The sequence below is a fragment of the [Rhizobium] kunmingense genome (assembly GCF_977018605.1).
The window spans coordinates 3,190,450-3,213,552 of sequence record NZ_CDRNXG010000001.1 but is presented as its reverse complement, the minus strand read 5'-3'; the positions used below and the strand labels follow the sequence as shown (position 1 = coordinate 3,213,552).

Here is a 23,103-nt window from a genome sequence, read left to right as displayed (position 1 = left end):
GCCTGTTGACATCGGTCGGCCGAATCTCCACCATGGATGTCGCAATAGCAAACCAGACAAACCCCAACACGGGCCGGACGCCTCTGACATCTACGAATCGTCCGGTTTCGTCTGGCCTGACCGCGGCCATTTCCCCATGACATCCTCACGATGACCCCCTCTTCAAGCTCGACCCTGACCGGCAGAACCGCGCTCGTTCTTGGCGGCGCCCGTTCCGGCAAATCTGCGTTTTCCGAGCGGCTGGTTCAGGCCACCGGCCTTGAACGGCACTATATCGCCACCGGCCGCGCCTATGATGACGAGATGCGCGACCGCATTGTCCGCCATCGCGATGATCGTGGACCGTCCTGGATCACCCATGAAGAGCCGATACGGCTGGCCGAGGCGCTTTCCGCTATCGATGCAAAGGATCGCGTCGTCCTCGTCGATTGCCTGACGCTTTGGGTGACGAACCTGATGATGGAGGAGGCGGACATGCCGCTCCGCTTCGCCGAACTGCTGTCGCAAATACGGTCTTCGAAGGCGACCACCGTCTTCGTCTCCAACGAGGTCGGCCTCGGTATCGTGCCGGAAAACCGCATGGCGCGCGAATTTCGCGATCACGCCGGCAGGCTGCACCAGCAGATCGCGGCAGTCGCCGACGATGTCTTCTTCGTCGCCGCCGGCCTCTCGCTCAGAATGAAAGGCTGAAGACGGCCGTTACCAGCCGAGCCACATCCGCAGCGGGTGGTTAGGGTCGGAGAGCAGCTTGGTTGCCAGCACGAGGCAGGAAACGACCAGCAACGGCTTGATCAGCTTGGCCCCCTTCTTCATGGCGAGACCCGAACCGATCTGCGCGCCGATGAACTGGCCGAGCCCCATCATCAGACCGACCTTCCAGAGGATCGATCCGGTCGCGGCAAACACCAGGAAGGCGCCGAAGTTGGAGCCGAAATTGAGAAGCTTCGTATGCGCCGTCGCCTTCAGCATGCCGTAGCCGGCCAGAAGCACGAAGCCGAGCATGTAGAACGACCCGGCACCCGGACCGAAAACACCGTCATAGACGCCGAGCAGCGGCACGACCGTCATGCCGAAGATGAACGGCGTCACCTTGCGGTGACCGTCGATGTCGGCGAGGTTCGGTTTCAGTGCGAAGAACAGCGCGATCGCCACCAGCAGGAAGGGAATTGCCGCCGCAAGCGCCGAGGCCGGCACGAGCGAGGCTAAAAGAGCGCCCGCCGCACCGCCTGCCATCGCCATCACCGCCATCGGCAGCTGGGAGCGCAGGTTGATATGCCCCTTGCGAGCATAGGCGATCGTCGCCGAACCGGCCGCGAACTGGCCCTGCAGCTTGTTGGTCGCGATCGCCTCCAGCGGCGGGATGCCGGATATCAGCAGAACCGGAATGGTGATCAATCCGCCACCACCGGCTATCGAATCGATGAAGCCGGCAAAACACGCGGCCAGAAACAGGACGACAAGCAGTTCATAAGCGATATCGGGCACGGGGAGGGTACTCGGGGGCAGGGAAGAAGGGGTATAGGGAGTGCGCGTGCGGAACGCCGGGGCCTTCTGGCATCGAACGCGCCGCCCGGCAAGGGACGATCGCACCGCTTTCGGCGCATCGTTTGAATGCCCACAGCCAGTTCATCCGGCAGCATTGCGCGGGCAGGCAATGCCGCTATGGTGCGCGCCGTAACACCATATGCAAGACTGGAAAGACCGATGCAGAAAGTCATATTCGACACCGACCCCGGCGTGGACGACGCCATGGCCCTTCTTTATCTGCATCGGCATCCCGAAATCGACCTTGTCGGCGTGACGACGGTCTTCGGCAATGCGCCGATCGAGATCACCACCCGCAACGCCCAGTTCCTGCATGCCAAATGGAACATTGCCGCCCCGATCGCCCGCGGCGCAGGTGCGGCCTATGACGAGACGCGCGATGCCGCCCATTTCGCCACCTTCGTCCACGGCGAGGATGGGCTCGGCAATATCGGCGTGCCGCTCGATATCGATCATCCGCTCGACGAACGTTCGGCCGCGCAATTCATCATCGATATGGTCAAGGCCGATCCCGGCAACGTGACGATCGTCGCCGTCGGTCGCATGACCAATCTGGCGCTGGCGCTCAAGGCGGAACCGGAGATTGCCGCGCTGGTGAAGGAGGTCGTCATCATGGGTGGCGCCTTTGACGTCAACGGCAATGTCACGCCTGCCGCCGAAGCCAATATCCACGGTGACCCGGAAGCCGCCGACGCGGTCTTCATCGCGCCCTGGAAGGTGACGATCATCGGCCTCGACGTGACGATGAAGACGCTGATGTCGGCCGATTACATGGCTCAGATGGTGGGCGCCGGCGGACAGGACCTGCAGCTCCTGTCGGACCTGTCGCAGTTCTACATCGATTTCTACCGCCAGCGCGTCGGCCTCGATGGAATGGCCCTGCATGACAGCTGCGCCTGCGTCTATCTCACCGAACCGCATCTCTTCGACGTCAGAACCGGACCCGTCCGCGTCGTCTGTGGCGGCCTGGCCGATGGCAAGACGATCCAGGCGCCCGATAGCGGCCGCAAGTTCGCCGACAGCGCATGGGACGGTGTGCCAAGCCAGACCATCTGCACCGGCATCGATGCCGATGCCGTTCTGGCCACGATCCGCACGGTTCTGGTCGAGGGCAAGGCGCCTCGGGCCTGATCGGCTGAAAAGGCCGGCGTCCGAGTGTCAGTCGCCGCCGGCCGCCATTTCCAGCCGCTCCAGATCCGGCACGATGACGTGCCGGTTGTTCTCGATATGGATGAGGCCGTCCTTGCGCAGCTTGGTCATCTGGCGGCTGACGGTCTCGATCGTCAGTCCCAGAAAATCGGCAATGTCGGCGCGCGATAGCGGCAGGTCGAATACGCTTTCGTCCAACCCTTCGGGGTCCGTATGCGCGGCGATCAGCACCAGCAGGCTGGCCACCTTCTCGCGGGCGGATTTGCGGCCGAGCGTCAGCATCCAGTCGCGCGCCTCGTCGAGCTCGGTCAGCGCCTGATTGTGCAGCCGGTTGCCGAGTTCCGGCGATTCGGCGATCATCCGCTCGAGCAGCCTTTTCGGCAGCACGCAGAGTTCCGTGTCCGTCGCGGCCTCCGCCGTCATCAGGCTTTCGCCGAGAAACGGGCGTCCCATGAAATCGGGGGCGAATTGCAGGCCGACGATCTGCTGGCGGCCGTCGGCCATGATCTTGGACAGTTTCACCACCCCGTTGAGGATGTTGGAATAGGAGCCGACCTGTTCGCCCTGGCCGATCAGCTCTGTGCCGGCCTCCACCGCCTTGCGCTGCGAATGCTTGTTCAGCTCGCCCAATTGCTGGGCCGATAATGTTGAACAGATGCCGCCATGGCGTGCCTCGCAGGCGCGGCACAGGAGCGGTATCTCCTGCACGTCGAAAATCTTCAGCTGAGCGTCCATGGTCTTCCCCCAATCGAGCGGCGGCTTCAGACCCGACCTTGGTTCAGGACACGTTCTCATGCTTGATCCAGGTCAAAGTCGCAGAAATAATCCGCGCTACCTCTGAACGCACAAGAAGAAGAGGTGCGCGATGAACGAGAGATTGCTTGCGAAATATTCAGCTGCGGTTCCGCGCTACACTAGCTATCCGACTGCACCGCATTTTCACACCGGCATAGGTTGCGACATCTATTCGCAGTGGCTGTCGATGCTGGGCTCCGACAACAGTCTCTCTCTCTATCTGCACATTCCCTATTGTGATCGTCTCTGTTGGTTCTGCGCCTGCCACACCAAGCAGACGCTGCGCTATGAGCCGATCGCCGCCTATCTCGCAGCACTCCACAGGGAGATCGAAACGGTCGGCGAAAGGGTCGGCGATGGTGCCAAGGTCACTGCCATCCATTTCGGCGGCGGCTCGCCGACCATGCTGAAGCCGCAGGACATGGTTGCGCTGATGGCCTGTCTTCGGGCATCGTTCGATGTCGCGGACGATGCCGAGATCAGTGTCGAGATGGACCCGAACGACCTCGATGGTGCGCGCTATGATGCGCTGGCCGAGATCGGTCTCACCCGTGCCAGCCTCGGCGTGCAGGATTTCGATCCGGCGGTGCAGAAGGCGATCAACCGCATCCAGACCTTTGATCAGACGAAATCCGTCGTGAATGCCGTGCGGGCGAGGGGTGTCGGTTCCGTCAATTGCGACATTCTCTACGGTCTGCCGTATCAGACGCTGCAGGGCATCGAGCGCACCGTCTCCGACATCCTGTCGCTCTCGCCGGATCGCGTCGCCCTGTTCGGCTATGCCCACGTGCCGTGGATGAAGAAACACCAGACGATGATTCCCGAGGCGGCCCTGCCGAGCATCGGTGAGCGCTACCGCCAGAGCACCCATGCCGCCGACATGCTGCTCGCTGCAGGCTACGAGCCGATCGGCATCGACCATTTTGCCAGACCGTCCGACAGCATGGCGATCGCCGCCAGAGCCGGCACCCTGCGCCGCAATTTTCAGGGCTATACGACCGATACCGCCGATGCGCTGATCGGCATGGGTGCATCCTCGATCAGCCAACTGCCGCAGGGCTATATCCAGAACATGCCGGCCACCGGGGAATACCAACGCATGGTCGAAGGTGGCGGACTGGCCGCCGTCCGTGGCGTCGAACTGTCGCAGGACGACCGCCTTCGCGCCCATGTCATCGAGCGGCTGATGTGCGACTTCGGCTTCGATTTCGCTCCGATTCTCGCCGAGTTCCCCGAAGGCGCCCCCCAGCTGATCATGGAGGCCAGGGCCTTTGCGCACCGGAACCCCGACGATATCTGCCGTATCGGCAACGCCGCCTTCGAGGTCACCGAAGCGGGGCGTCCCTTCGTGCGTACCATCGCGGCAGTCTTCGACCGTTACCTTGAGACGGGTCTTGGCCGCCACTCGATTGCGGTGTGAAACATCGGTGTTTGAGCAACAGTTTCGGTGCAAATTTTAGCCGTGCTTGACGAAGGCATTGGCATTTGGAACTGTTTTCCCTATGTGGGGGCCTGATTTACCTAATTTCAGAGGATATGGGCGTGACCGCTACCTTCGACAAAGTTGCCGACATCATCGCAGACACCAGTGAAATCGATCGCGAGACGATCACGCCGGAAAGCCACACGATCGACGATCTGGGCATCGACAGCCTCGACTTCCTCGACATCGTCTTTGCGATCGACAAGGAATTCGGCATCAAGATCCCGCTCGAGCAGTGGACGCAGGAAGTCAACGAAGGCAAGGTTTCGACCGAGGAATACTTCGTTCTGAAGAACCTCTGCGCCAAGATCGACGAGCTGAAGGCGGCCAAGGGCTAAGCCCCGACCGTAATCCAGATGCTGCTTGAATATTTCCAGATGATCGATCGGGTGGAAACGCTCGATCTCGAAGGAAAGACGCTGAAGGCGCGCTCCACCGTGCCGGCGCAAAGCCCCGTGTTCGAAGGTCACTTTCCCGGCATGCCGCTCGTGCCGGGCGTGCTTCTGATCGAGACGATGGCGCAGGCGTCGGGCATGCTCGTGCTTGCCGCGACCGACTTTGCCGCCATGCCCTTCCTGATGTCGGTCGATGGCGCCAAGATGCGCGCCTTCGTCGAGCCGGAAGCCGTGCTCGACATCGAGGCCTATCTGGAACACGAAGGCTCCGGCTATGCCGTCACCAAGGCGAAGATCTCGTCCGGCGGCAAGAAGGTCTGCGACGCCCAGTTGAAGCTGCGCACCATGCCCTTTTCCGAAATCCCGCTGGCGCCGATCGTGCGCAAGCGGGCGGAAGAGGTCGGTCTCGTCGCCGCCATGCAAAGCCAGGGCGTTCGAAGCTGAGGCATTCCGGGGCAGGGGCGTGTAACGCTTCTGTCATTCCGGCATGCGGAAAAGAATATGGATCCGAAGCGCTGCGGCCACTCATGAGGGCTTGCCGCGCTTCGGATCGTCGTTTGAGGCCCGGCGATCGGGCGAAGTCCGCGAAAGAGGACAGAAGATGAAGTCTGACAATGATGTTGTGATCACCGGTATCGGCATCGTCACCGGCCAAGGCGTCGGCAAGGATGCGCATGTGGCGCTCCTGTCCGAGGCCACCTCGGCCAGGCCGACCGTCGACACCGAACGTTTCGCCCCCTATCCGGTCCATCCGCTGCCGGAAATCGACTGGTCTGCCCAGATCGTCAAGCGCGACCAGCGCCAGATGGAAAACTGGCAGCGCCTCGGCGTGTTTTCCGCCGGTCTCGCGCTCGATGACGCAGGCCTCAAGGACGATGCCGAAGCCTGTTCGTCGATGGACATGATCGTTGCCGCCGGCGGTGGGGAGCGCGACATCAAGGTCGATTCGCTGATCGTCGACGAGGCCCTGAAGCGCAACGACCGCGACATTCTTCTCAATGAGAAACTGACGACGGAACTGCGCCCGACGTTGTTCCTCGCCCAGTTGTCCAACCTGATGGCCGGCAACATCTCGATCGTCCACAAGGTAACCGGCTCCTCGCGCACCTTCATGGGCGAAGAATCGGCCGGTATCTCGGCCGTCGAGACCGCCTATCACCGCATCAAGGCCGGCCAGTCGAGCCACAGCCTCGTCGGCGGCGCCTTCATTGCCGAGCGCGCCGATATCCTGCTTCTCGTCGAGGGCATCCGTGCGCATGCGACGGGTGACTGGCAGCCGCTATGGTCGCGCTCTGAAGACAATGGCGGCGGCATGGTCACCGGTTCGGTCGGCGCTTTCCTCGTGCTCGAAAGCCGCGCCCGCGCGGAAAGCCGAGGCGCTCACATCTACGCCGTCATCGATGCCGTCGAAGGCGACCGCGGCAACCGCGACGAAGGCAGGCTCGAAAAGCGCCTGACGCGTCTTTCGAGCCCGGCAGAAAACCTCAAGGGCGAAGACACGGTCGTCTTCTCCGGCGCAAGCGGTCTCGTTGAACTCGCAGCCCGTGAAAAAGCGCTGCTGGAAAGCCGGTTCGAAGGTGCTGCAATCCGCGGCTTCGGTGGCGCGACCGGCCATGGCATGGAAGCCCAGTTCCCGCTTGGCCTCGCACTCGCGGCCCTGTCGCTCGACGGCAAGAGCCTCGTGCCGGCCTTCGATGCGGCAAACGAAAAGCCGATGACGAAACCTGCAAGCCACGCCGTGGTGACGACGGTCGGTTACACGCGCGGCGAGGGCGTTGCCGTCCTCTCGGCGAATGCGTGAAGGAGCACAAGATGAGTGACAACCGCTTCACCGACCACCTCGGCCGTCCGCTCGTCGCGGTCACCGGCATGGGCGTCATCACCTCGCTCGGCCAGGGCCTGACCGACAACTGGTCGGCGCTGACATCGGGTACCTCGGGCATCCACAAGATCACCCGTTTCCCGACCGACGGCCTGTCGACCCGCATCAGCGGCACGGTCGATTTCATCGCCGTCCCGGCCAACAATTCCGTCGAGCGCTCTTTCGCGTTTGCCCGCGAAACCACGAAGGAAGCCCTGGCCCAGGCCGGCCTTTCCGGCGATTTCGACGGCCCGCTCTTCCTCGCCGCTCCGCCGGTCGAACCCGAATGGCACGACCGTTTCGCGCTTGCCGATCGTTCGCCGCCGTCGAAGGCCGAAGGCGATGCCTATGAGCGCTTCCTCACCGCCATGCGCGAACGCCCGGATCCGGTCTTCCTCGAAGCCGTGCAGTTCGGCTCGATCTCGGAACGTCTTGCCGACATGTTCGGCACCCGCGGCCTGCCGGTGACGCTGTCGACGGCCTGCGCCTCGGGTGCAACGGCCATCCAGCTCGGCGTCGAGGCGATCCGCCAGGGTCGCACCGACCGTGCGCTGGTTGCCGCAACCGACGGCTCCGTCAGCGTCGAGGCGCTTGTCCGCTTCTCGCTGCTTTCGGCGCTCTCCACTCAGAACGACCCGCCGGAAAAGGCATCCAAGCCGTTCAGCAAGGACCGCGACGGTTTCGTCATCGCCGAAGGCGCAGCCACGCTGGTGCTCGAATCGGTCGAATCCGCATTGGCGCGCGGCGCAACCGTGCTCGGCATCATCAAGGGCCTCGGCGAAAAGGCCGATCACTTCCACCGCACCCGGTCTTCGCCGGATGGCGGCCCTGCGATCGCGACGATCCGTGCTGCCCTCGAAGACGCCGGCATGGATGAGAGCGGCATCGGCTACATCAACGCCCACGGCACCTCGACGCCTGAAAACGACAAGATGGAATATTCCTCCATGGCCGCCGTCTTCGGCGAAGGCCTGAAGGAAATTCCGGTTTCGTCGAACAAGTCGATGATCGGCCACACGTTGACTGCGGCCGGCGCCGTCGAAGCCGTGTTCTCGATCCAGACCATGCTGACGGGAACCCTGCCGCCGACCATCAACTACACCAACCCGGACCCGACCATCGTTCTTGATGCGGTGCCGAACGTGAAGCGCGATGGAGCGCCTAAGGCCGTGCTTTCCAACTCCTTCGGCTTCGGCGGCCAGAACGCCAGCCTTGTCATGACGCTGGAACCGGTCTAAGGCCTGCGCCACAGATCTGACGTCATTCCCGGCCTTGTGCCGGGGATCTATTGACGTCGCTTATAAGAATGAAGGTCGGTAGATGCTCGGGACAAGCCCGAGCATGACGTCTGCGTGTGGAACGCTGCACCTGACCCATGCATCCGGAAGGAAACGAAAAACATGCGCGCGCTGCAACTGATCGATGACCGCAGGCTCGAAGCCGTCGATATCCCCGAGCCGGAAGCCCCCGGTCCAGGCGAAGTGACGCTGCGCGTCAAGGCCGTCGCCTTGAACCATATCGACGTCTGGGGCTGGCGCGGCATGGCCTTTGCCAAGCGCAAGATGCCGCTGACGATCGGCGCGGAAGCTTCCGGCGTCGTCGAGGCGATCGGCCCCGGCGTTTCCAACGTCCTGCCGGGCCAGCTCGTATCGATCTACGGCGCACGCGTCTGTGGCCTCTGCAAGCCTTGCCGCGAAAAGCGCGACAACCTCTGCGAAAACGTCTCCGGCGTCCACGGCTTCCACCTCGATGGCTTTGCGCAGGAAAAGGCCAATATCCCGGCCCGCCAGCTCGTCCCGGCCCCTCCGGGTGTCGATGCCGTCGCCGCAGCCCTTGCTCCGGTCACCTTCGGCACCGTCGAGCACATGCTGTTCGACAACGCAAAACTCCAGCCGGGCGAAACGATCCTCGTCCATGCCGGCGGCTCCGGCATCGGCTCGGCGGCCATCCAGCTGGCCAAGAAGATCGGCTGCACAGTCATCACCACCGTCGGCTCCGACGACAAGATCGAGCGCGCCAAGGCACTCGGCGCCGATCACGTCATCAACTACCGTACCGACCGCTTCGAAGGCGTCGTGCGCAAGCTGACGAAGAAGAAGGGCGTCGACGTCGTCTTCGAACATGTCGGCAAGGATACGTTCGCCGCCTCGATGTTCTGCCTGAAGCGCGGCGGCCGACTGGTCACCTGCGGCTCGACCTCGGGCGTTTCGACCGACGTCAACCTGATGATGCTTTTCCAGCAGCAGCTGAAACTGCTCGGCTCCTTCGGTTGCCGCATGGAAAACATGGCAGACGCCATGCAGAAGATGGCGCAGGGCATTGTTCATCCGGTCATCGATACCGAAGTCACCTTCGAGGAGATCGACAAGGCGCTGGAACGCATGGAAAGCCGCCAGATCTTCGGCAAGATCGTCCTGAGGATGGACTGACGCCTGTGAAAATGGTCATCACCCGGATCGTTCTGACGCTCCGCAAATTTCAGCAATGGTCGGTCGCCCAGATGACCTTCGGCTTGCTCAACCTGCTGAAGGTTCTGCCGGCCGATCCCGCCATCCGCTTCGCCGATCGCCTGGCGCGTTACATCGGCCCGAAGCTGTGGCGTCACAAGCTGATGATGACCAATCTCGCCAACGCTTTCCCGGAAAAGTCTAAGGAAGAGCTTGAAGAGATCGCTGTCGCCAGCTGGGGACATATGGGCCGCATGGCGGCCGAATACGTCTTTCTGGACCGTCTCTTCGATTTCGACCCGGAACAGGAAAAGCCGGGCAGGGTGGAAGTCTCGGGCATACCGATCTTCGTCGACCTGCGCGACAACCCTCGTCCCTTCATCGTCTTCACCGCCCATACCGGCAATTTCGAGCTTCTGCCGGTTGCCGGCAAGGCGTTCGGCATGGAGGTGATGGTTCTCTTCCGGCCGCCGAACAACCCTTACATCGCCGACAAGGTCTTCTCCTTCCGCGCCGCCCGCATGGGCAGCCTCGTACCGTCGCATGGCGGATCGTCCTTTGCGCTGGCGCGTCGTCTCGAAGCGGGCGGCAGTGTTGGCGTCCTCGTCGATCAGAAGTTCGGCAAGGGGCTCTCGACGCAATTCTTCGGCCGGCCGGTGAAGACCAATCCGCTGCTCGCCAAGCTGGTGCGCCAGTTCGACGCCGATGTCTATCCGGCCCGCTGCATCCGTCTGCCCGACAACCGTTACCGGCTCGAGATCGAGCCACGTATCGATGTCCCGCGTGACGACAAGGGCAATGTCGATGTGCAGGCGACCGCGCAGATGCTCAACGACAAGGTCGAGAGCTGGGTGCGTCAACATCCCGAACAGTGGCTGTGGTATCACGACCGCTGGGCGATCAAGAAGACCGTGGAACGCTGAGGCGTTTTGCCCAACGGCGCCCCTGTTTTAGAGGGGGCGAATAATGATATTGTTGTTTAGACGAATTGATTAATTCGAATCGGGTTTATTGGGGCTAGTCTTGCCTTGTGATGAAGGTGCCGCTTCTCGCATTGCGCAGAGGGGTAGAGTTTGAAAGCGTTGATTGATCTGTTCTGGTCGAAATATTCGGAACTCCGCCGGGCAGTCGACATGGAAGATGACGCGGCCGTTTCCCGGCTCGATCGGGAGATAGATCCGCTCGTCAAGGCGATCCTCGGCGCTCAGGGCGCCGACCAGTCGGCAATTCGCCTCCAGTTTCGTTTCGCCCTCGACCTGCTCAACGAGGAAGCCGACGATGGTGGCTGCGTCCGCCGCAACGGCCACCTCTTGCAGATGCTCGTCGAGCGTTATCTCGCCATGGAGCATATGCCATCCTCCAGATCGGAAGAGGATGGCGAAACACCGAAACCTGTCGACGTTGCGCAGGCGATCGCCGATGGCTATCTGGATGATGCGTTGCTGAACGAGCTTTCCGAGCGCGTCGTCGTCGTCGCACCCGGCTACCGCATATTCTACAGCAACGAGACGAATGCGCGGCGCATGGACCTGCCGCGCGAAGCCCTGATCGGCCGCCATTTCGCCGAGTTCGTCGGTGTCCATCATTTTCGCCAGGATCTGCAGCCGAGCCTCGATCGCTGCTTTGCCGGCCAGAGCCTGACGCTCACTTATGCCGAAAAGCTCGACGGCAGGACGATGGTCGTCCATTGCCGCATGTCGCCGATCACCCGGTCTTCGACCCTGATCGGTGCTCTGGTTGTCATGCAGGAGCGGGAAGACCGCCGCCGTCGCGCCTCGGCGGCCTGACGCTATTCTGTCATCGGGCTAAACGGCAGGTGGTCACGCAGCAGATGCACCTTTTCGAAGGCGATATGCCGTCGCACCCCCTCGAAGAACCCGCGCAGCATGTAGCCGACCGCTTCCTCGTTGACGCGACTGCCGGAGCCGAGGCGAAGCAGCGCTTCGGTCAGTTCCTCGGCATAACACTCGTCTTCGAAATGCTCGTATTTCAGCCGTGAAAGGGTGATCTGCAGCTCCCCCACGGCGGTTCCTGTGCGCACCAGATAGGGGAACAGCACCGTTTCTTCATAGTGGTGAACGCTGCGGATCAGCGGACAGAGGCTCTTGGCCGCATAGATGCATTTCTGCCGGTTGACGGAGGCTGGAAGCGAGTCCGCGATTTCTTCCAGCTCGCTGCACAGCGCAAGCTGCTCGCAATGGGCGCGGTCGATCCAGGACATGATGAGTTCGCGCTCCGACGGATGATCCGGAAGCTCGACGCGCAGGGCGTCGGTTAAATTGATGTCGTGCCTCAAATCCGACCTCCGCAAGCCGACCGGTCACCAACTCGCGCCCTCATGGAACAGTGCCGACCGTTGATGCTCGGACGTTCCTCCATCGCTGCCCTGCCTGCGTTGATTCAAATCAAGGCGGCTGCGGCTTGCTGCTGCCATCTGTCGCGGTGATCGCGACGGAAGGTGGCAGGGGGATTCGGTCCGGGTTCGGCTGAGAACTGCAGCTTCTCCATCCTCGCGACGGACAATCCGGACGTTGGGGGAAACCAACAATGAACTACCCATTGGAAACTGCAGCGCTGGTCATCGGGACCTTCCTGGCGCTGCTCGGCGCAGCCTATGCGCATGACGACCTGTTTGCCGCCCACATGTGGGTGCTGTTCTTCACGCTGGCCATCAGCAGCATCGTCATGCTGCGCCGCGTCTCCTTTGCGCCGGCCGGCGCCCCGCGCGCCAATCCGGCAAAGACGGAATATTTCGACGAGGTGATCAAATACGGCACGATCGCCACCGTCTTCTGGGGTGTCGTTGGCTTCCTCGTCGGTGTCGTCGTGGCGCTGCAGCTGGCTTTCCCCGACCTCAACATCGAGCCATGGCTGAATTTCGGCCGCACCCGCCCGCTGCACACCTCCGCCGTCATCTTCGCCTTCGGCGGCAATGCGCTTCTCTGTACCTCCTTCTACGTCGTCCAGCGCACCTCGCGGGCGCGGCTGTTCGGCGGCAATCTCGCTTGGTTCGTCTTCTGGGGTTACCAGCTGTTCATCGTCATGGCCGCCACCGGCTATCTGCTCGGCATCACCCAGGGCAAGGAATATGCGGAGCCGGAATGGTATGTGGACCTGTGGGTGACCGTCGTCTGGGTCGCCTATCTGGTCGTCTTCCTCGGCACGATCCTCAAGCGCCGGGAGCCGCATATCTATGTTGCGAACTGGTTCTACCTCGCCTTCATCGTGACGATCGCCATGCTGCACATCGTCAACAACCTGGCGGTGCCGGTCTCCTTCCTCGGGGTAAAGAGCTATTCGGCCTTCGCCGGCGTGCAGGATGCGCTGACGCAATGGTGGTACGGCCATAACGCCGTCGGCTTCTTCCTGACCGCGGGCTTCCTCGGCATGATGTACTATTTCGTGCCCAAGCAGGCCGGTCGCCCGGTCTATTCCTACCGTCTGTCGATCATCCACTTCTGGGCGCTGATCTTCATGTACATCTGGGCAGGTCCCCACCACCTGCACTATACGGCGCTGCCTGACTGGGCGCAGACGCTCGGCATGGTCTTCTCGATCATGCTCTGGATGCCGTCCTGGGGCGGCATGATCAACGGCCTGATGACGCTGTCGGGCGCCTGGGACAAGATCCGCACCGACCCGATCATCCGCATGATGGTCATTGCCATCGCCTTCTACGGCATGTCGACCTTCGAAGGCCCGGTCATGTCGATCAAGGCCGTCAACTCGCTCAGCCACTATACCGACTGGACCATTGGCCACGTCCATTCCGGCGCGCTCGGCTGGGTCGGCATGATCTCCTTCGGCGCGATCTACTTCCTTGTCCCGAAACTGTGGAACCGCAACCGGCTTTACAGCCTCGCCATGGTCAACTGGCACTTCTGGCTCGCCACGCTCGGCATCGTCGTCTACGCGGCGGTCATGTGGGTTGCCGGCGTCCAGCAGGGCCTGATGTGGCGCGAATACGATGACCAGGGCTTCCTCGTCTATTCCTTCGCCGAAACCGTCGCCGCCATGTTCCCCTACTATCTGCTGCGCGCCGTCGGCGGCGCCATGTACCTCGCAGGCGGCCTCATCATGGCCTTCAACATCACCATGACCATCCTCGGCCACGAGCGGCAGGAGCGCACTCCCGGTGTCGCGCCCGCCGCCCTGCAGCCGGCCGAATAAGGAGCTGACGAATGTCTCTTCTCGATAAACACCACTTCATCGAGCGCAATGCCACGCTCCTCCTGGTCGGCTCGCTCCTCGTCGTCTCCATCGGCGGCATCGTCGAGATCGCGCCGCTCTTCTATCTCGAAAACACGATCGAGAAAGTGGAGGGGATGCGACCCTACACGCCGCTGGAGCTCGCCGGTCGCAACGTCTACATCCGCGAAGGCTGTTACACCTGCCATAGCCAGATGATCCGCCCGTTCCGCGACGAGGTCGAGCGCTACGGCCATTACAGCCTTGCTGCGGAAAGCATGTACGACCATCCGTTCCAGTGGGGGTCCAAGCGCACCGGGCCGGATCTCGCCCGCGTCGGCGACCGCTATTCCAACGAATGGCACGTCCAGCACCTGACCGAACCGCGCGACGTCGTGCCGGAATCGGTCATGCCGAGCTACGCGTTCCTCAAGGAAACGCCACTTAAAGTCACCGACGTGTCGATGGAGCTGAAGGCCAACCGTGCTGTCGGCGTGCCCTATAGCGACGAGATGCTGGCCGAGGCCGAAGCTGATCTCAATGCCCAGGCAGACCCGAACGCCGACACGAGCGCGCTGCTGGCCCGCTATCCGAAGGCCAAGATCGGCGATTTCGACGGCAACCCGCGCGAGCTGACGGAGATGGATGCGCTTGTCGCCTATCTGCAGATGCTCGGCACGCTCGTCGACTTCTCCACCTATGACGAAACCACCGGTTATCGCTGAGGAGGCACTAAGATGGAAGTCTACACGGCAATGCGCCACTTCGCCGATAGCTGGGGCCTTCTCGGCATGACCCTGTTCTTCATCGGCGTATTGATCTTCACGCTTCGCCCCGGCGGCGGCACCGCTGCCGACCGCGCGGCCCAAATTCCCCTGGAGGAAGACTAACATGGCTGACAGACATATCGATGAGATCAGCGGCGTCGAAACCACCGGCCATGAATGGGACGGCATCCGCGAACTGAACAATCCCTTGCCGCGCTGGTGGCTGTGGACGTTCTATGCCTGTATTGTCTGGGCGCTCGGCTACACGGTCTTCTATCCCGCCTGGCCGCTGGTCAACGATGCGACGCGGGGCGTGCTGAACTATTCCAGCCGCGCCGAACTGACGGCCGAGGTGGATGCCGCCCGTGCCGCCCAGGGCGCGATGCTGGAACGGATCGCGGCAGCAACGCCGGACGAGATCGTCGCCAATCTGGAAATGAACCAGTTCGCCACCGCCGGCGGTGCAGCCGCCTTCCGCGTCAACTGCACCCCCTGCCACGGCTCGGGTGCTGCCGGCGGCGAAGGCTATCCGAACCTCAACGACGACGACTGGCTCTGGGGCGGCAGCGTCGATGCCATCTACCAGACGGTCGCCCATGGCATCCGCGATGCGGTCGATCAGGAAACCCGCATTTCCGAAATGCCGGCCTTCGCCGACATGCTTCAATCCGACGAGATCCGTCAGGTCGCAGCCTATGTCGTCAGCCTCACCGGGACGCCCCGCGACGCCGCGATGGTCGAGCCAGGCAAGCTCCTGTTCACCGACAACTGTGCCTCCTGCCACGGCGAAAGCGCCGAGGGCAATCGCGATCTGGGCGCGCCCAATCTTGCCGACGCCATCTGGCTGAAGGCCGAGGGCGAGGAGGGGATCGCCGCCCAGATCCGCCAGCCGAAACACGGCGTCATGCCCGCCTGGACCACGCGTCTCGGCGACGTCACCGTCAAGCAGCTGGCCGTCTATGTCCATTCCTTGGGGGGCGGGGAGTAGAGCTTTGCCGATGCGTCAGGCGATCCCTGGCGGATATCGCAGCTCTATGGCGGCCGGGGCGCGAATGCCCCGGTCGTTCGTCATGAAGACACTGCAGCCACACGCCTCCGCAGTCGCCACATGAATCGCATCGACGAGCTTCATGTTGAGGTTTGCGCCGATGAGGGCGGCGCGACGGATGATGTCTAAGGAGACTGGCTCAAGAGTAAACATGCCCTCATTGATCAGCATATCCATATAAGCGTCGATATATACGACACCTTTACGGTGGGCGCCACGCAGACATTCTCCGAGCGTTATCTCACTCGTATACAGGCGATCGCCTTTATCGTTGTGAAGATGCAGAGTATCCCTCGCCGAAGCCGCAACGCTTTCGTCGGCCTCTATGGCGTAGATGAGAATGTTGCTGTCGATGTAAATGCGGTCAGATGTGCTCACGATCAGCTCGGAAGTCTCTGATTTGCTGGTCTATTTCTTCTTTCGATAGGCCGGGGGCGGACTTGGAGACACGCTCGAATATGCCGTTCATCGCCGCGCGACGTTTAGCTATATCGGCTACCGCGCTAGCTCGATCTTCAACCAGGTTCTCGATGGCTTCAACGACGATTTCCGAAGTTGAAGAGTTGGTTTTCTCAGAAATTCGCTCGACCTTCCTAAGCAACTCGTCGCTCAGCTCGATTTCCAGCTTGTGAATGCCCATCGCAGCGCTCCAGACCCAAGCATACAAGCTATCACATCCGTGGCCCACAAGCCAGAATCACCGCTCGATCAGGCCTTTCAGCGTTGCAAGATCCTTGGCAATCGCCGCCGCATCCGCCTCGTAGGCGCTGTCCTCGACGCCCTCGTGCCGCAGCAGCACGAATAGAACCTCCGCGCCGTCGCCATTCGGCACCACGCGCAAAGCGTTCTCGAACTGCGCCCCGGTCTGAAGCGTCACGGTATGGTCGATCACGCCGTGATCGTTAAGCGGCGCAAACCGTACCCGGATTGCACCGATCGGCCCGCCATCGCCGACCCAGTCGTCACCATCCTGCGTCAGCCCGGCGGCAAGCCCCGCCGCCCACAGCGGCATGTTTTGAGGCTTCGAGGCAAAGGCATAAACCTCGCGCCATGGCCGTGCGATCGTCGTGTGGATGATGCGTGCCGGCATCGTCGTCATCATGTCTCTCCCTCGTGTTTTCCCGGTGCGTACCGAACCGTTGCGACCTCGCGCCACACGCTTGACTTAAGTCAAGGAAGCAGGCCGCGCCCGGTGGGACAAGATGTCCGATAAAGGAAGGTTCCATGAATCTCTACACCGCCGAAAGCGTCGCCCCCGCCGGCGCATCTGTCGAACGTATCGATGTCAAGGCGGTCCACCCGCCCGGCCAGCCGCGTGAGCCGCTCTACGAAAAGCGGAAGAAGATCTTTCCCAAGCGCACGCAAGGTCGCTTCCGTAATCTCAAATGGCTGATCATGGCCGTGACGCTCGGCATCTATTACCTGACGCCGTGGATCCGCTGGGACCGTGGCCCCTTCGCGCCGGATCAGGCGGTGCTGATCGATCTGTCGGCCCGGCGTTTCTATTTCTTCTTCATCGAGATCTGGCCGCAGGAATTCTTCTTCGTAGCCGGCCTGCTCGTCATGGCCGGCTTTGGCCTCTTCCTGCTGACATCCGCCGTCGGACGCGCCTGGTGCGGTTATGCCTGTCCCCAGACGGTCTGGGTCGATCTCTTCCTCGCCGTGGAACGCTTCGTCGAGGGGGATCGCAATGCTCGCATCAAGCTCGATGCAGCTCCCTGGACCGTCGACAAGATCATCAAGCGCGTCGCCAAGCACGCAATCTGGATCGCGATTGCCATCGCCACCGGCGGTGCATGGATCTTCTACTTTGCCGATGCCCCGTCGCTCGCCTTCGACTTCGTCACCGGGCAGGCGGCGCTCGTCGCCTATTCCACCGTCGCCGTGCTGACCGCCACCACCTACCTGCTCGGCGGCCTTATGCGCGAGCAGGTCTGCATCTACATGTGTCCCTGGCCACGCATCCAGGGCGCCATGCTCGACGAGCACTCGCTGACGGTCACCTATAACGACTGGCGCGGTGAACCGCGCAGCCGCCACGCCAAGAAGGCGCTCGCGGCTGGCCAAATGGTCGGCGATTGCGTCGATTGCAACGCCTGCGTCGCGGTCTGTCCCATGGGCATCGACATTCGCGAAGGCCAGCAGATGGCCTGCATCACCTGTGCGCTCTGTATCGATGCCTGCGATGGCGTCATGGACAAGCTTGGCCGGGAACGCGGCCTGATCGCCTATGCGACGCTGGAGGAATACGACGTCAATATGGCGCTCGCCACCGGCGGCGGCACCGCACCGATCAGCCCAGCACGGGTGCGCAAACCCGAAGGCGGCTTCGTCGATCAGGTCCGCCATTTCGACTGGAGGATCCTCATTCGCCTGCGCACGCTTCTCTACATGGGCATCTGGTCGGCCGTCGGTGCGGCCCTCGTCGTGGCGCTCCTGTCGAGGGACCGGCTGGAAATCAACGTCATCCATGACCGCAATCCGCAATTCGTCCTGGAATCGGACAGCTCGATCCGCAACGGCTACACGATCCGCCTTCTCAACATGATCCCCGAACCGCGCACCATCATGCTGTCGCTCGATGGCGTGCCTGAGGCGACGATGAAGATCATCGGCGTAAGCGACGTGCCGGCCCGCACATTCGCGATCGAGGTGCCGCCGGACAGGACGATGGCGCTGAAAGCCTATGTCACGCTGCCGCGCGAAGCCGCGCGCGACGACACCACGTTCCGATTTATCGCCGAGGACCGCGCAAGCCACGAGAGCAACAGTTACTCGGCCAATTTCTTCACACCGGGAGGCAGGAAATGACCACGACATCGCAAAAGGGATTCGTCTTCACCGGATGGCACATGGCGGGCGTCATGGTGCTCTTCTTCGCCACCATCATCTCGGTCAATTTCTACATGGCCTATAACGCCGTCACCACCTGGAGCGGGCTGGTTGTCGAAAACACCTATGTCGCCAGCCAGCAGTTCAACGGCAAGGTGGCAGAAGCCCGTGCGCTCGCGGCCACCGGCATTTCCGGAAAACTCGCCGTTACCGCCACCGGCATCCGCTACGAGATCCTCGATGTCGACGGCCGGCCGGCACCGGCCGATCGCCTGACAGTCAATTTCAAGCGCCCGGTCGGCGAAAAGCAGGATTTTTCCGCTGAACTGACGCGGGAGGGCGAGGGCGTCTTCGCACTCGGTCGCGCTATCCTTCCCGGCCACTGGATCGTCGAGACGGTCGCCGAACGCGGCGGCGAACGCATCCTTCATCACGCCGAGCGCGTCTCGGTTCATGGAGCCGTCAAATGAGCTGCTGTGCCCCCGGATCGGAAGGCGAAATCCTCCGCACCGCGCCCTCCTCGGAAGAAATGATGCTCGCCAGCCGCGACCTCGGCGAGGGCCGACGGCAGATCGACCTGAGCGTCCCCGGCGTCCATTGCGGCGCCTGCATCACCTCGGTCGAAACCGCTCTTAAGGCGCTCCCGGTCATCGAAAAGGCCCGTGTCAACCTCTCCACCAAACGCGTCTCGATCGTCTGGAGGCAAGCCGCCGATACGCCGACCGTCGATCCTGGAGAGTTCGTCGAAAAGATCGCCTCCGCCACCGGTTACGACGCCTATCTCTTCGACGCCGCGCTCGATGACGGCGACAGGCTGCAGCGCGATCTGATCCGCGCGGTTGCCCTCTGCGGTTTCGCGGCCGCCAACATCATGCTGCTCTCGGTTTCCGTCTGGTCCGGTGCCGATTCCGCCACGCGCGATCTGTTTCACTGGATTTCCGCCCTGATCGCCGCGCCGGCGCTGATCTATGGCGGCCGCTTCTTTTATGCCTCCGCCTGGGCCGCATTGAAGCGCGGCCGCACCAACATGGATGTGCCGATCGCGCTCGCCATCACGCTCTCCTACGTGGTCTCGCTGTGGGAGACGATGCATCACGGCGAACATGCCTGGTTCGATGCGACCGTTTCGCTGCTCTTCTTCCTGCTCATCGGCCGCACGCTCGACCATGTCATGCGCGATCGGGCGAGGGCGGCGATCAGCGGGCTTGCCCGTCTGTCACCGCGCGGTGCCATGATCGTGGCAGCGGATGGCGGCCGCGAATACCGTCCCGTCGAGGATGTGAAGCCCGGAGACCGCGTGGCGATCGCCATGGGCGAACGTATTCCCGTCGACGGCACGGTGGAATGGGGCGCGAGCGATCTCGACGTCTCGATCGTCAACGGCGAAAGCGTACCACAGGCGGTCGCCCCCGGATCGCGCGTCCATGCCGGCACGCTCAGCCTCACCGGCGCACTGACCATCCGCGTTACGGCTGCCGCGAAAGACAGCTTTCTCGCCGAGGTCATTTCGCTGATGGAAGTCGCCGAGGGCGCCAAGGCCGGTTACCGCCGCCTCGCAGACCGCGCCGCGCAATACTATTCGCCGGCCGTCCACCTGCTTGCCCTGACCGCTTTCCTCGCCTGGGGGCTTGCCGGCGGCGACTGGAAGCGCGCCATGCTGATCGCCATCGCGGTCCTGATCATTACCTGCCCCTGCGCGCTCGGCCTTGCCGTTCCCGTCGTCCAGGTCGTTGCCGCCGGTCGGCTGTTCAAGAACGGCATCATGGTCAAGGATGGCTCGGCGATGGAACGACTGGCGCAGATCGATAGCGTTCTCTTCGACAAGACCGGCACCCTGACGCTCGGCCGTCCACGCATCACCAATGGCGCCGATATCCCAGGCCCCGTCCTGTCGCTCGCCGCAGGCCTTGCCGCCCATTCCCGCCATCCTTTGTCGCGCGCCGTCTGCGCGGCCGCCACCGGTCCGTTCCCGTCCTTCGACAATGTCATCGAAATCCCCGGAAGCGGATTGGAAGCGCGCCGCCCGGAAGGTCTCTATCGTCTCGGCAACCGCCGCTTCGCCTGCTGCGAGGAGGCTACGGCCGACGATAACAGCCTCGAAGTCGTCCTTTCCCGCGATGGCCACGAGGTGGCCGTCATCCGCTTCGAGGATGCACCCCGTCAGGACGCCGCATCGACGATTGCGGCGTTGAAGGACGAGGGCGTCGAGATCGGCGTCGTCTCCGGCGACCGGGCAGCTCCCGTCAGGACGTTGGCCGAACAGCTCGGCATCGACCACTGGAAGGCCGAAGTCTCGCCCAAGGGCAAGGCGGATCACTGCGCCGCTTCGGCAGGTGAAGGCCGCAAGGTGCTGATGGTCGGCGACGGCATAAACGACGCGCCGGCGCTCGCCGCTGCCCATGTCTCGATGGCGCCGGCCACTGCTGCAGATATCGGTCGTCAGGCGGCCGATTTCGTCTTCATGCACGAAAGCCTGAATTCCGTGACCTCGGCCATCGAGATTTCCCGCCGCGCCGGCAGGCTGATCCGCGAGAATTTCGCTCTCGCCATAGGTTACAACATCATCGCCGTGCCGATCGCGCTTGCCGGCTATGCGACACCGCTGATCGCGGCGGTCGCCATGTCCACCTCGTCGATCATCGTCGTCGCCAATGCGCTGCGGCTGAACCGTGTCGGCCGGGAAGGCATAATGTCGCAGGGCAGTGCCTCCGCGCGCACCACCGAGCCGGAGGCACGCGCCGCATGAACATGCTCATCTACCTTATTCCGGTTGCCCTATTCCTCGGAGGTCTCGGCCTGGCGGCCTTCCTCTGGTCGCTGAAGAACGGCCAGTACGACGATCTCGATGGCGCCGCATGGCGCATCATCGACGATGGCGGCGATCGCCCCGACTGACGCGGCATGCAATCGGCTAATATAGCCGATTTGGGCAATCGGTCCCTTGCCCCTTCGCCGCCCGGATGCCAAAAGAAGCTCCAACCAAATTGGAGGCTATCCCGTGGAACAGGCAGAAATCGGCCTAATCGGTCTTGGCGTCATGGGCGCCAACCTTTCGCTCAACATCGCCGAAAAGGGCAACAAGATCGCGGTCTTCAACCGCACGCCCGAAGTGACGAAGAAATTCTACGCGGAAGCGGGCGATCTCCAGAGCCAGATCATTCCCTGCGAGACGCTCGAAGACTTCATCAAGTCCATCCGCCCGCCGCGCCCGATCATCATCATGATCAAGGCCGGCGAACCGGTCGACCAGCAGATGGAGCTGTTGAAGCCTTACCTGGAATCCGGCGACATCATGATCGACGCCGGCAATGCAAACTTCCGCGATACGATGCGCCGCTTCGAAAGCCTCGAAGGCAGCGACCTGACCTTCATCGGCATGGGCGTGTCCGGCGGTGAGGAAGGCGCGCGCCACGGTCCCTCGATCATGGTCGGCGGCACCGAAGAAAGCTGGAAGCGCGTCGAGAAGGTTCTGACCTCCATCTCTGCCAAGTTCAACGGCGAGCCCTGCGTCGACTGGCTCGGCGAAAACGGCGCCGGCCACTTCGTCAAGACCATCCACAACGGCATCGAATACGCCGACATGCAGATGATCGCCGAAATCTACGGCATCCTGCGCGACGGTTTGGGCATGAGCGCTGCCGAAATCGGACAGGTCTTCGGCCGCTGGAACGAGGGCCGTCTCGATTCCTACCTGATGGAAATCTCCGAAAAGGTGCTGAAGGCGGTCGATCCGATCACCAAGAAGCCGATGGTCGACATCATCGTTGACTCGGCCGGCCAGAAGGGCACCGGCAAGTGGTCGGTCATCGAGGCCCAGAACATGGGCGTTGCCGCGACCGCGATCGAGGCAGCCGTCGCCGGCCGCGTCATCTCCTCGCTGAAATCCGAGCGTGAAGCCGCCGAAAAGATCCTCGGCAAGCCGGCTCTGGTCGAAAAGCCGAAGGACGGCATGGCCTTCCTAGCCGACCTGGAACTGGCGCTTCTCGCCGCCAAGATCGGTGCCTATGCGCAGGGCTTTGCCGTCATGTCGGCCGCCTCGAAGGAATACGGCTGGAACCTGCCTATGCCAACGATCGCCAAGATCTGGCGCGCCGGCTGCATCATCCGTTCGCAGTTCCTCGACGAGATCACCTCGGCCTTCAGCAAGGACCCGGATGTCGCCAACCTCATCGTCACCCCGGCCTTCTCGCAGATGGTCAAGGAAACCGATGGCGCGCTGCGTCGCATCGTTTCCTACGCGGCGCTGAACGGCCTGCCGGCTCCGGCACTCACCTCGGCGCTGACCTATTTCGACGCCTATCGTCGCGGTCGCGGCACGGCCAACCTGATCCAGGCCCAGCGCGACTTCTTCGGCGCCCACGGCTTCGATCGCCTGGATGGCGTCGACAAGCACCACGGCCCCTGGGGCAGCGGCCTCGCCGACTTCGCCTGATCCGGGCGTAAGAATAGTAGACAACGAAAGCCCGGCTTTACGCCGGGCTTTTTCGTGTTTGCCTCCAGCTGCCTTCGAAGAGACATGCGCAAGACGTGGACGGGGAGGCAATCGTGTCATCGCCCTGCCAAACTGAACCCTGCGCCAAAGATGTACTGGCG

General features: G+C 62.6%; 25 protein-coding genes. 19 read left to right on the top strand and 6 right to left on the bottom strand.

Annotated elements, in window-relative coordinates:
* The first annotated feature begins 150 nt into the window (after positions 1-150).
* The gene (gene cobU, locus AC0JZ4_RS15510) at positions 151-690 is read left to right on the top strand and encodes a bifunctional adenosylcobinamide kinase/adenosylcobinamide-phosphate guanylyltransferase (RefSeq protein ID WP_471887248.1); all 540 of its coding nucleotides are present in this window, start codon (positions 151-153) and stop codon (positions 688-690) included.
* A 9-nt stretch (positions 691-699) separates the two neighbouring features.
* Here the strand turns inward: cobU and AC0JZ4_RS15505 are convergent, their stop codons facing one another.
* Positions 700-1,485: a TSUP family transporter gene (locus AC0JZ4_RS15505; RefSeq protein WP_471887247.1), complete on the bottom strand. Its 786-nt coding sequence runs from the start codon at positions 1,483-1,485 to the stop codon at positions 700-702.
* 219 nt (positions 1,486-1,704) lie between these two features.
* Between AC0JZ4_RS15505 and AC0JZ4_RS15500 the strand changes: the two genes are divergently transcribed.
* Positions 1,705-2,676 carry a nucleoside hydrolase gene (locus tag AC0JZ4_RS15500; protein WP_471887246.1) on the top strand — a complete coding sequence of 324 codons (972 nt, stop codon included), beginning with the start codon at positions 1,705-1,707 and terminating at the stop codon, positions 2,674-2,676.
* Between the two features lie 27 nt (positions 2,677-2,703).
* Here AC0JZ4_RS15500 and AC0JZ4_RS15495 read toward each other — a convergent pair whose 3' ends face one another.
* Positions 2,704-3,429 (bottom strand): Crp/Fnr family transcriptional regulator, encoded by a 726-nt coding sequence (locus AC0JZ4_RS15495; RefSeq protein WP_471887245.1) that lies wholly within the window; start codon positions 3,427-3,429, stop codon positions 2,704-2,706.
* Between the two features lie 130 nt (positions 3,430-3,559).
* Between AC0JZ4_RS15495 and hemN the strand changes: the two genes are divergently transcribed.
* The 8 genes from hemN to AC0JZ4_RS15455 all read left to right on the top strand — a co-directional run bounded on the left by hemN (position 3,560) and on the right by AC0JZ4_RS15455 (position 11,462).
* Positions 3,560-4,909 carry an oxygen-independent coproporphyrinogen III oxidase gene (hemN, locus tag AC0JZ4_RS15490; protein WP_471887244.1) on the top strand — a complete coding sequence of 450 codons (1,350 nt, stop codon included), beginning with the start codon at positions 3,560-3,562 and terminating at the stop codon, positions 4,907-4,909.
* A 116-nt stretch (positions 4,910-5,025) separates the two neighbouring features.
* Positions 5,026-5,310, top strand: coding sequence for an acyl carrier protein (locus tag AC0JZ4_RS15485; RefSeq protein WP_103088466.1), 285 nt, complete (start codon positions 5,026-5,028; stop codon positions 5,308-5,310).
* An 18-nt stretch (positions 5,311-5,328) separates the two neighbouring features.
* Complete coding sequence (locus AC0JZ4_RS15480; protein WP_471887243.1) at positions 5,329-5,811, top strand: 3-hydroxyacyl-ACP dehydratase FabZ family protein; 483 nt, start codon at positions 5,329-5,331, stop codon at positions 5,809-5,811.
* 157 nt (positions 5,812-5,968) lie between these two features.
* Entirely contained in the window at positions 5,969-7,168 is a 1,200-nt protein-coding gene (locus AC0JZ4_RS15475; protein ID WP_471887242.1) for a beta-ketoacyl-ACP synthase, read from the top strand.
* A gap of 11 nt (positions 7,169-7,179) precedes the next feature.
* A complete protein-coding gene (locus AC0JZ4_RS15470) occupies positions 7,180-8,466 on the top strand; it encodes a beta-ketoacyl-ACP synthase (protein WP_471887241.1) in 1,287 nt (428 codons plus the stop codon).
* 162 nt (positions 8,467-8,628) lie between these two features.
* Positions 8,629-9,657, top strand: a complete 1,029-nt coding sequence (locus AC0JZ4_RS15465; RefSeq protein ID WP_471887240.1) for a zinc-binding dehydrogenase — start codon at positions 8,629-8,631, stop codon at positions 9,655-9,657.
* A 5-nt stretch (positions 9,658-9,662) separates the two neighbouring features.
* Complete coding sequence (locus AC0JZ4_RS15460) at positions 9,663-10,598, top strand: lipid A biosynthesis lauroyl acyltransferase (RefSeq protein ID WP_471887239.1); 936 nt, start codon at positions 9,663-9,665, stop codon at positions 10,596-10,598.
* 150 nt (positions 10,599-10,748) lie between these two features.
* Positions 10,749-11,462, top strand: coding sequence for a PAS domain-containing protein (locus AC0JZ4_RS15455; RefSeq protein ID WP_471887238.1), 714 nt, complete (start codon positions 10,749-10,751; stop codon positions 11,460-11,462).
* Between the two features lie 2 nt (positions 11,463-11,464).
* On the opposite strand, the gene AC0JZ4_RS15450 is transcribed toward AC0JZ4_RS15455, so the two are convergent.
* Positions 11,465-11,971, bottom strand: a complete 507-nt coding sequence (locus AC0JZ4_RS15450; protein WP_471887237.1) for a hemerythrin domain-containing protein — start codon at positions 11,969-11,971, stop codon at positions 11,465-11,467.
* A 251-nt stretch (positions 11,972-12,222) separates the two neighbouring features.
* Between AC0JZ4_RS15450 and ccoN the strand changes: the two genes are divergently transcribed.
* Genes ccoN through ccoP form a run of 4 tightly spaced genes read left to right on the top strand, consistent with a single transcriptional unit; the run spans position 12,223 to position 15,618 of the window.
* Positions 12,223-13,845: a cytochrome-c oxidase, cbb3-type subunit I gene (gene ccoN, locus AC0JZ4_RS15445; RefSeq protein WP_471887236.1), complete on the top strand. Its 1,623-nt coding sequence runs from the start codon at positions 12,223-12,225 to the stop codon at positions 13,843-13,845.
* Between the two features lie 11 nt (positions 13,846-13,856).
* Entirely contained in the window at positions 13,857-14,588 is a 732-nt protein-coding gene (ccoO, locus tag AC0JZ4_RS15440; RefSeq protein ID WP_471887235.1) for a cytochrome-c oxidase, cbb3-type subunit II, read from the top strand.
* Positions 14,589-14,600: 12 nt separating this feature from the next.
* Positions 14,601-14,753 carry a cbb3-type cytochrome c oxidase subunit 3 gene (locus tag AC0JZ4_RS15435; protein ID WP_471887234.1) on the top strand — a complete coding sequence of 51 codons (153 nt, stop codon included), beginning with the start codon at positions 14,601-14,603 and terminating at the stop codon, positions 14,751-14,753.
* A gap of 1 nt (position 14,754) precedes the next feature.
* Entirely contained in the window at positions 14,755-15,618 is an 864-nt protein-coding gene (gene ccoP, locus AC0JZ4_RS15430) for a cytochrome-c oxidase, cbb3-type subunit III (protein ID WP_471887233.1), read from the top strand.
* Between the two features lie 15 nt (positions 15,619-15,633).
* Here the strand turns inward: ccoP and AC0JZ4_RS15425 are convergent, their stop codons facing one another.
* From AC0JZ4_RS15425 to AC0JZ4_RS15415, 3 genes are read right to left on the bottom strand one after another with little or no spacing between them, the layout of a single operon-like run.
* The gene (locus tag AC0JZ4_RS15425; RefSeq protein WP_471887232.1) at positions 15,634-16,056 is read right to left on the bottom strand and encodes a type II toxin-antitoxin system VapC family toxin; all 423 of its coding nucleotides are present in this window, start codon (positions 16,054-16,056) and stop codon (positions 15,634-15,636) included.
* Positions 16,043-16,318, bottom strand: coding sequence for a ribbon-helix-helix protein, CopG family (locus AC0JZ4_RS15420; protein ID WP_471887231.1), 276 nt, complete (start codon positions 16,316-16,318; stop codon positions 16,043-16,045). The genes AC0JZ4_RS15425 and AC0JZ4_RS15420 overlap by 14 nt, the downstream gene beginning before the upstream one ends.
* Before the next feature lie 57 nt (positions 16,319-16,375).
* Positions 16,376-16,777: an SRPBCC family protein gene (locus tag AC0JZ4_RS15415; RefSeq protein WP_471887905.1), complete on the bottom strand. Its 402-nt coding sequence runs from the start codon at positions 16,775-16,777 to the stop codon at positions 16,376-16,378.
* A 125-nt stretch (positions 16,778-16,902) separates the two neighbouring features.
* Between AC0JZ4_RS15415 and ccoG the strand changes: the two genes are divergently transcribed.
* The 5 genes from ccoG to gndA all read left to right on the top strand — a co-directional run bounded on the left by ccoG (position 16,903) and on the right by gndA (position 22,942).
* Entirely contained in the window at positions 16,903-18,489 is a 1,587-nt protein-coding gene (gene ccoG, locus AC0JZ4_RS15410) for a cytochrome c oxidase accessory protein CcoG (RefSeq protein ID WP_471887230.1), read from the top strand.
* Positions 18,486-18,980 carry a FixH family protein gene (locus AC0JZ4_RS15405; RefSeq protein WP_471887229.1) on the top strand — a complete coding sequence of 165 codons (495 nt, stop codon included), beginning with the start codon at positions 18,486-18,488 and terminating at the stop codon, positions 18,978-18,980. Before ccoG ends, AC0JZ4_RS15405 begins: the two co-directional genes overlap by 4 nt.
* Positions 18,977-21,256, top strand: coding sequence for a cation-translocating P-type ATPase (locus AC0JZ4_RS15400; RefSeq protein WP_471887228.1), 2,280 nt, complete (start codon positions 18,977-18,979; stop codon positions 21,254-21,256). The genes AC0JZ4_RS15405 and AC0JZ4_RS15400 overlap by 4 nt, the downstream gene beginning before the upstream one ends.
* On the top strand, positions 21,253-21,405 hold the full coding sequence (gene ccoS / locus AC0JZ4_RS15395) for a cbb3-type cytochrome oxidase assembly protein CcoS (protein WP_471887227.1): 153 nt from the start codon (positions 21,253-21,255) through the stop codon (positions 21,403-21,405). Before AC0JZ4_RS15400 ends, ccoS begins: the two co-directional genes overlap by 4 nt.
* Before the next feature lie 103 nt (positions 21,406-21,508).
* Positions 21,509-22,942: an NADP-dependent phosphogluconate dehydrogenase gene (gndA, locus tag AC0JZ4_RS15390; protein ID WP_471887226.1), complete on the top strand. Its 1,434-nt coding sequence runs from the start codon at positions 21,509-21,511 to the stop codon at positions 22,940-22,942.
* Positions 22,943-23,103: the final 161 nt, after the last annotated feature.

Excerpts from the sequence above, each read along its gene's own strand:
- AC0JZ4_RS15405 (WP_471887229.1), top strand. The coding sequence starts at position 18,486 with ATGACCACGACATCGCAAAAGGGATTCGTCTTCACCGGATGGCACATG.
- AC0JZ4_RS15465 (WP_471887240.1), top strand. The coding sequence starts at position 8,629 with ATGCGCGCGCTGCAACTGATCGATGACCGCAGGCTCGAAGCCGTCGAT.
- ccoP (WP_471887233.1), top strand. The coding sequence starts at position 14,755 with ATGGCTGACAGACATATCGATGAGATCAGCGGCGTCGAAACCACCGGC.
- ccoS (WP_471887227.1), top strand. The coding sequence starts at position 21,253 with ATGAACATGCTCATCTACCTTATTCCGGTTGCCCTATTCCTCGGAGGT.
- AC0JZ4_RS15420 (WP_471887231.1), bottom strand. The coding sequence starts at position 16,318 with ATGGGCATTCACAAGCTGGAAATCGAGCTGAGCGACGAGTTGCTTAGG.
- AC0JZ4_RS15470 (WP_471887241.1), top strand. The coding sequence starts at position 7,180 with ATGAGTGACAACCGCTTCACCGACCACCTCGGCCGTCCGCTCGTCGCG.
- AC0JZ4_RS15400 (WP_471887228.1), top strand. The coding sequence starts at position 18,977 with ATGAGCTGCTGTGCCCCCGGATCGGAAGGCGAAATCCTCCGCACCGCG.
- AC0JZ4_RS15500 (WP_471887246.1), top strand. The coding sequence starts at position 1,705 with ATGCAGAAAGTCATATTCGACACCGACCCCGGCGTGGACGACGCCATG.
- ccoN (WP_471887236.1), top strand. The coding sequence starts at position 12,223 with ATGAACTACCCATTGGAAACTGCAGCGCTGGTCATCGGGACCTTCCTG.
- hemN (WP_471887244.1), top strand. The coding sequence starts at position 3,560 with ATGAACGAGAGATTGCTTGCGAAATATTCAGCTGCGGTTCCGCGCTAC.
- ccoO (WP_471887235.1), top strand. The coding sequence starts at position 13,857 with ATGTCTCTTCTCGATAAACACCACTTCATCGAGCGCAATGCCACGCTC.
- AC0JZ4_RS15415 (WP_471887905.1), bottom strand. The coding sequence starts at position 16,777 with ATGACGACGATGCCGGCACGCATCATCCACACGACGATCGCACGGCCA.
- cobU (WP_471887248.1), top strand. The coding sequence starts at position 151 with ATGACCCCCTCTTCAAGCTCGACCCTGACCGGCAGAACCGCGCTCGTT.
- AC0JZ4_RS15435 (WP_471887234.1), top strand. The coding sequence starts at position 14,601 with ATGGAAGTCTACACGGCAATGCGCCACTTCGCCGATAGCTGGGGCCTT.
- AC0JZ4_RS15495 (WP_471887245.1), bottom strand. The coding sequence starts at position 3,429 with ATGGACGCTCAGCTGAAGATTTTCGACGTGCAGGAGATACCGCTCCTG.
- AC0JZ4_RS15475 (WP_471887242.1), top strand. The coding sequence starts at position 5,969 with ATGAAGTCTGACAATGATGTTGTGATCACCGGTATCGGCATCGTCACC.
- ccoG (WP_471887230.1), top strand. The coding sequence starts at position 16,903 with ATGAATCTCTACACCGCCGAAAGCGTCGCCCCCGCCGGCGCATCTGTC.
- AC0JZ4_RS15485 (WP_103088466.1), top strand. The coding sequence starts at position 5,026 with ATGGGCGTGACCGCTACCTTCGACAAAGTTGCCGACATCATCGCAGAC.
- AC0JZ4_RS15480 (WP_471887243.1), top strand. The coding sequence starts at position 5,329 with ATGCTGCTTGAATATTTCCAGATGATCGATCGGGTGGAAACGCTCGAT.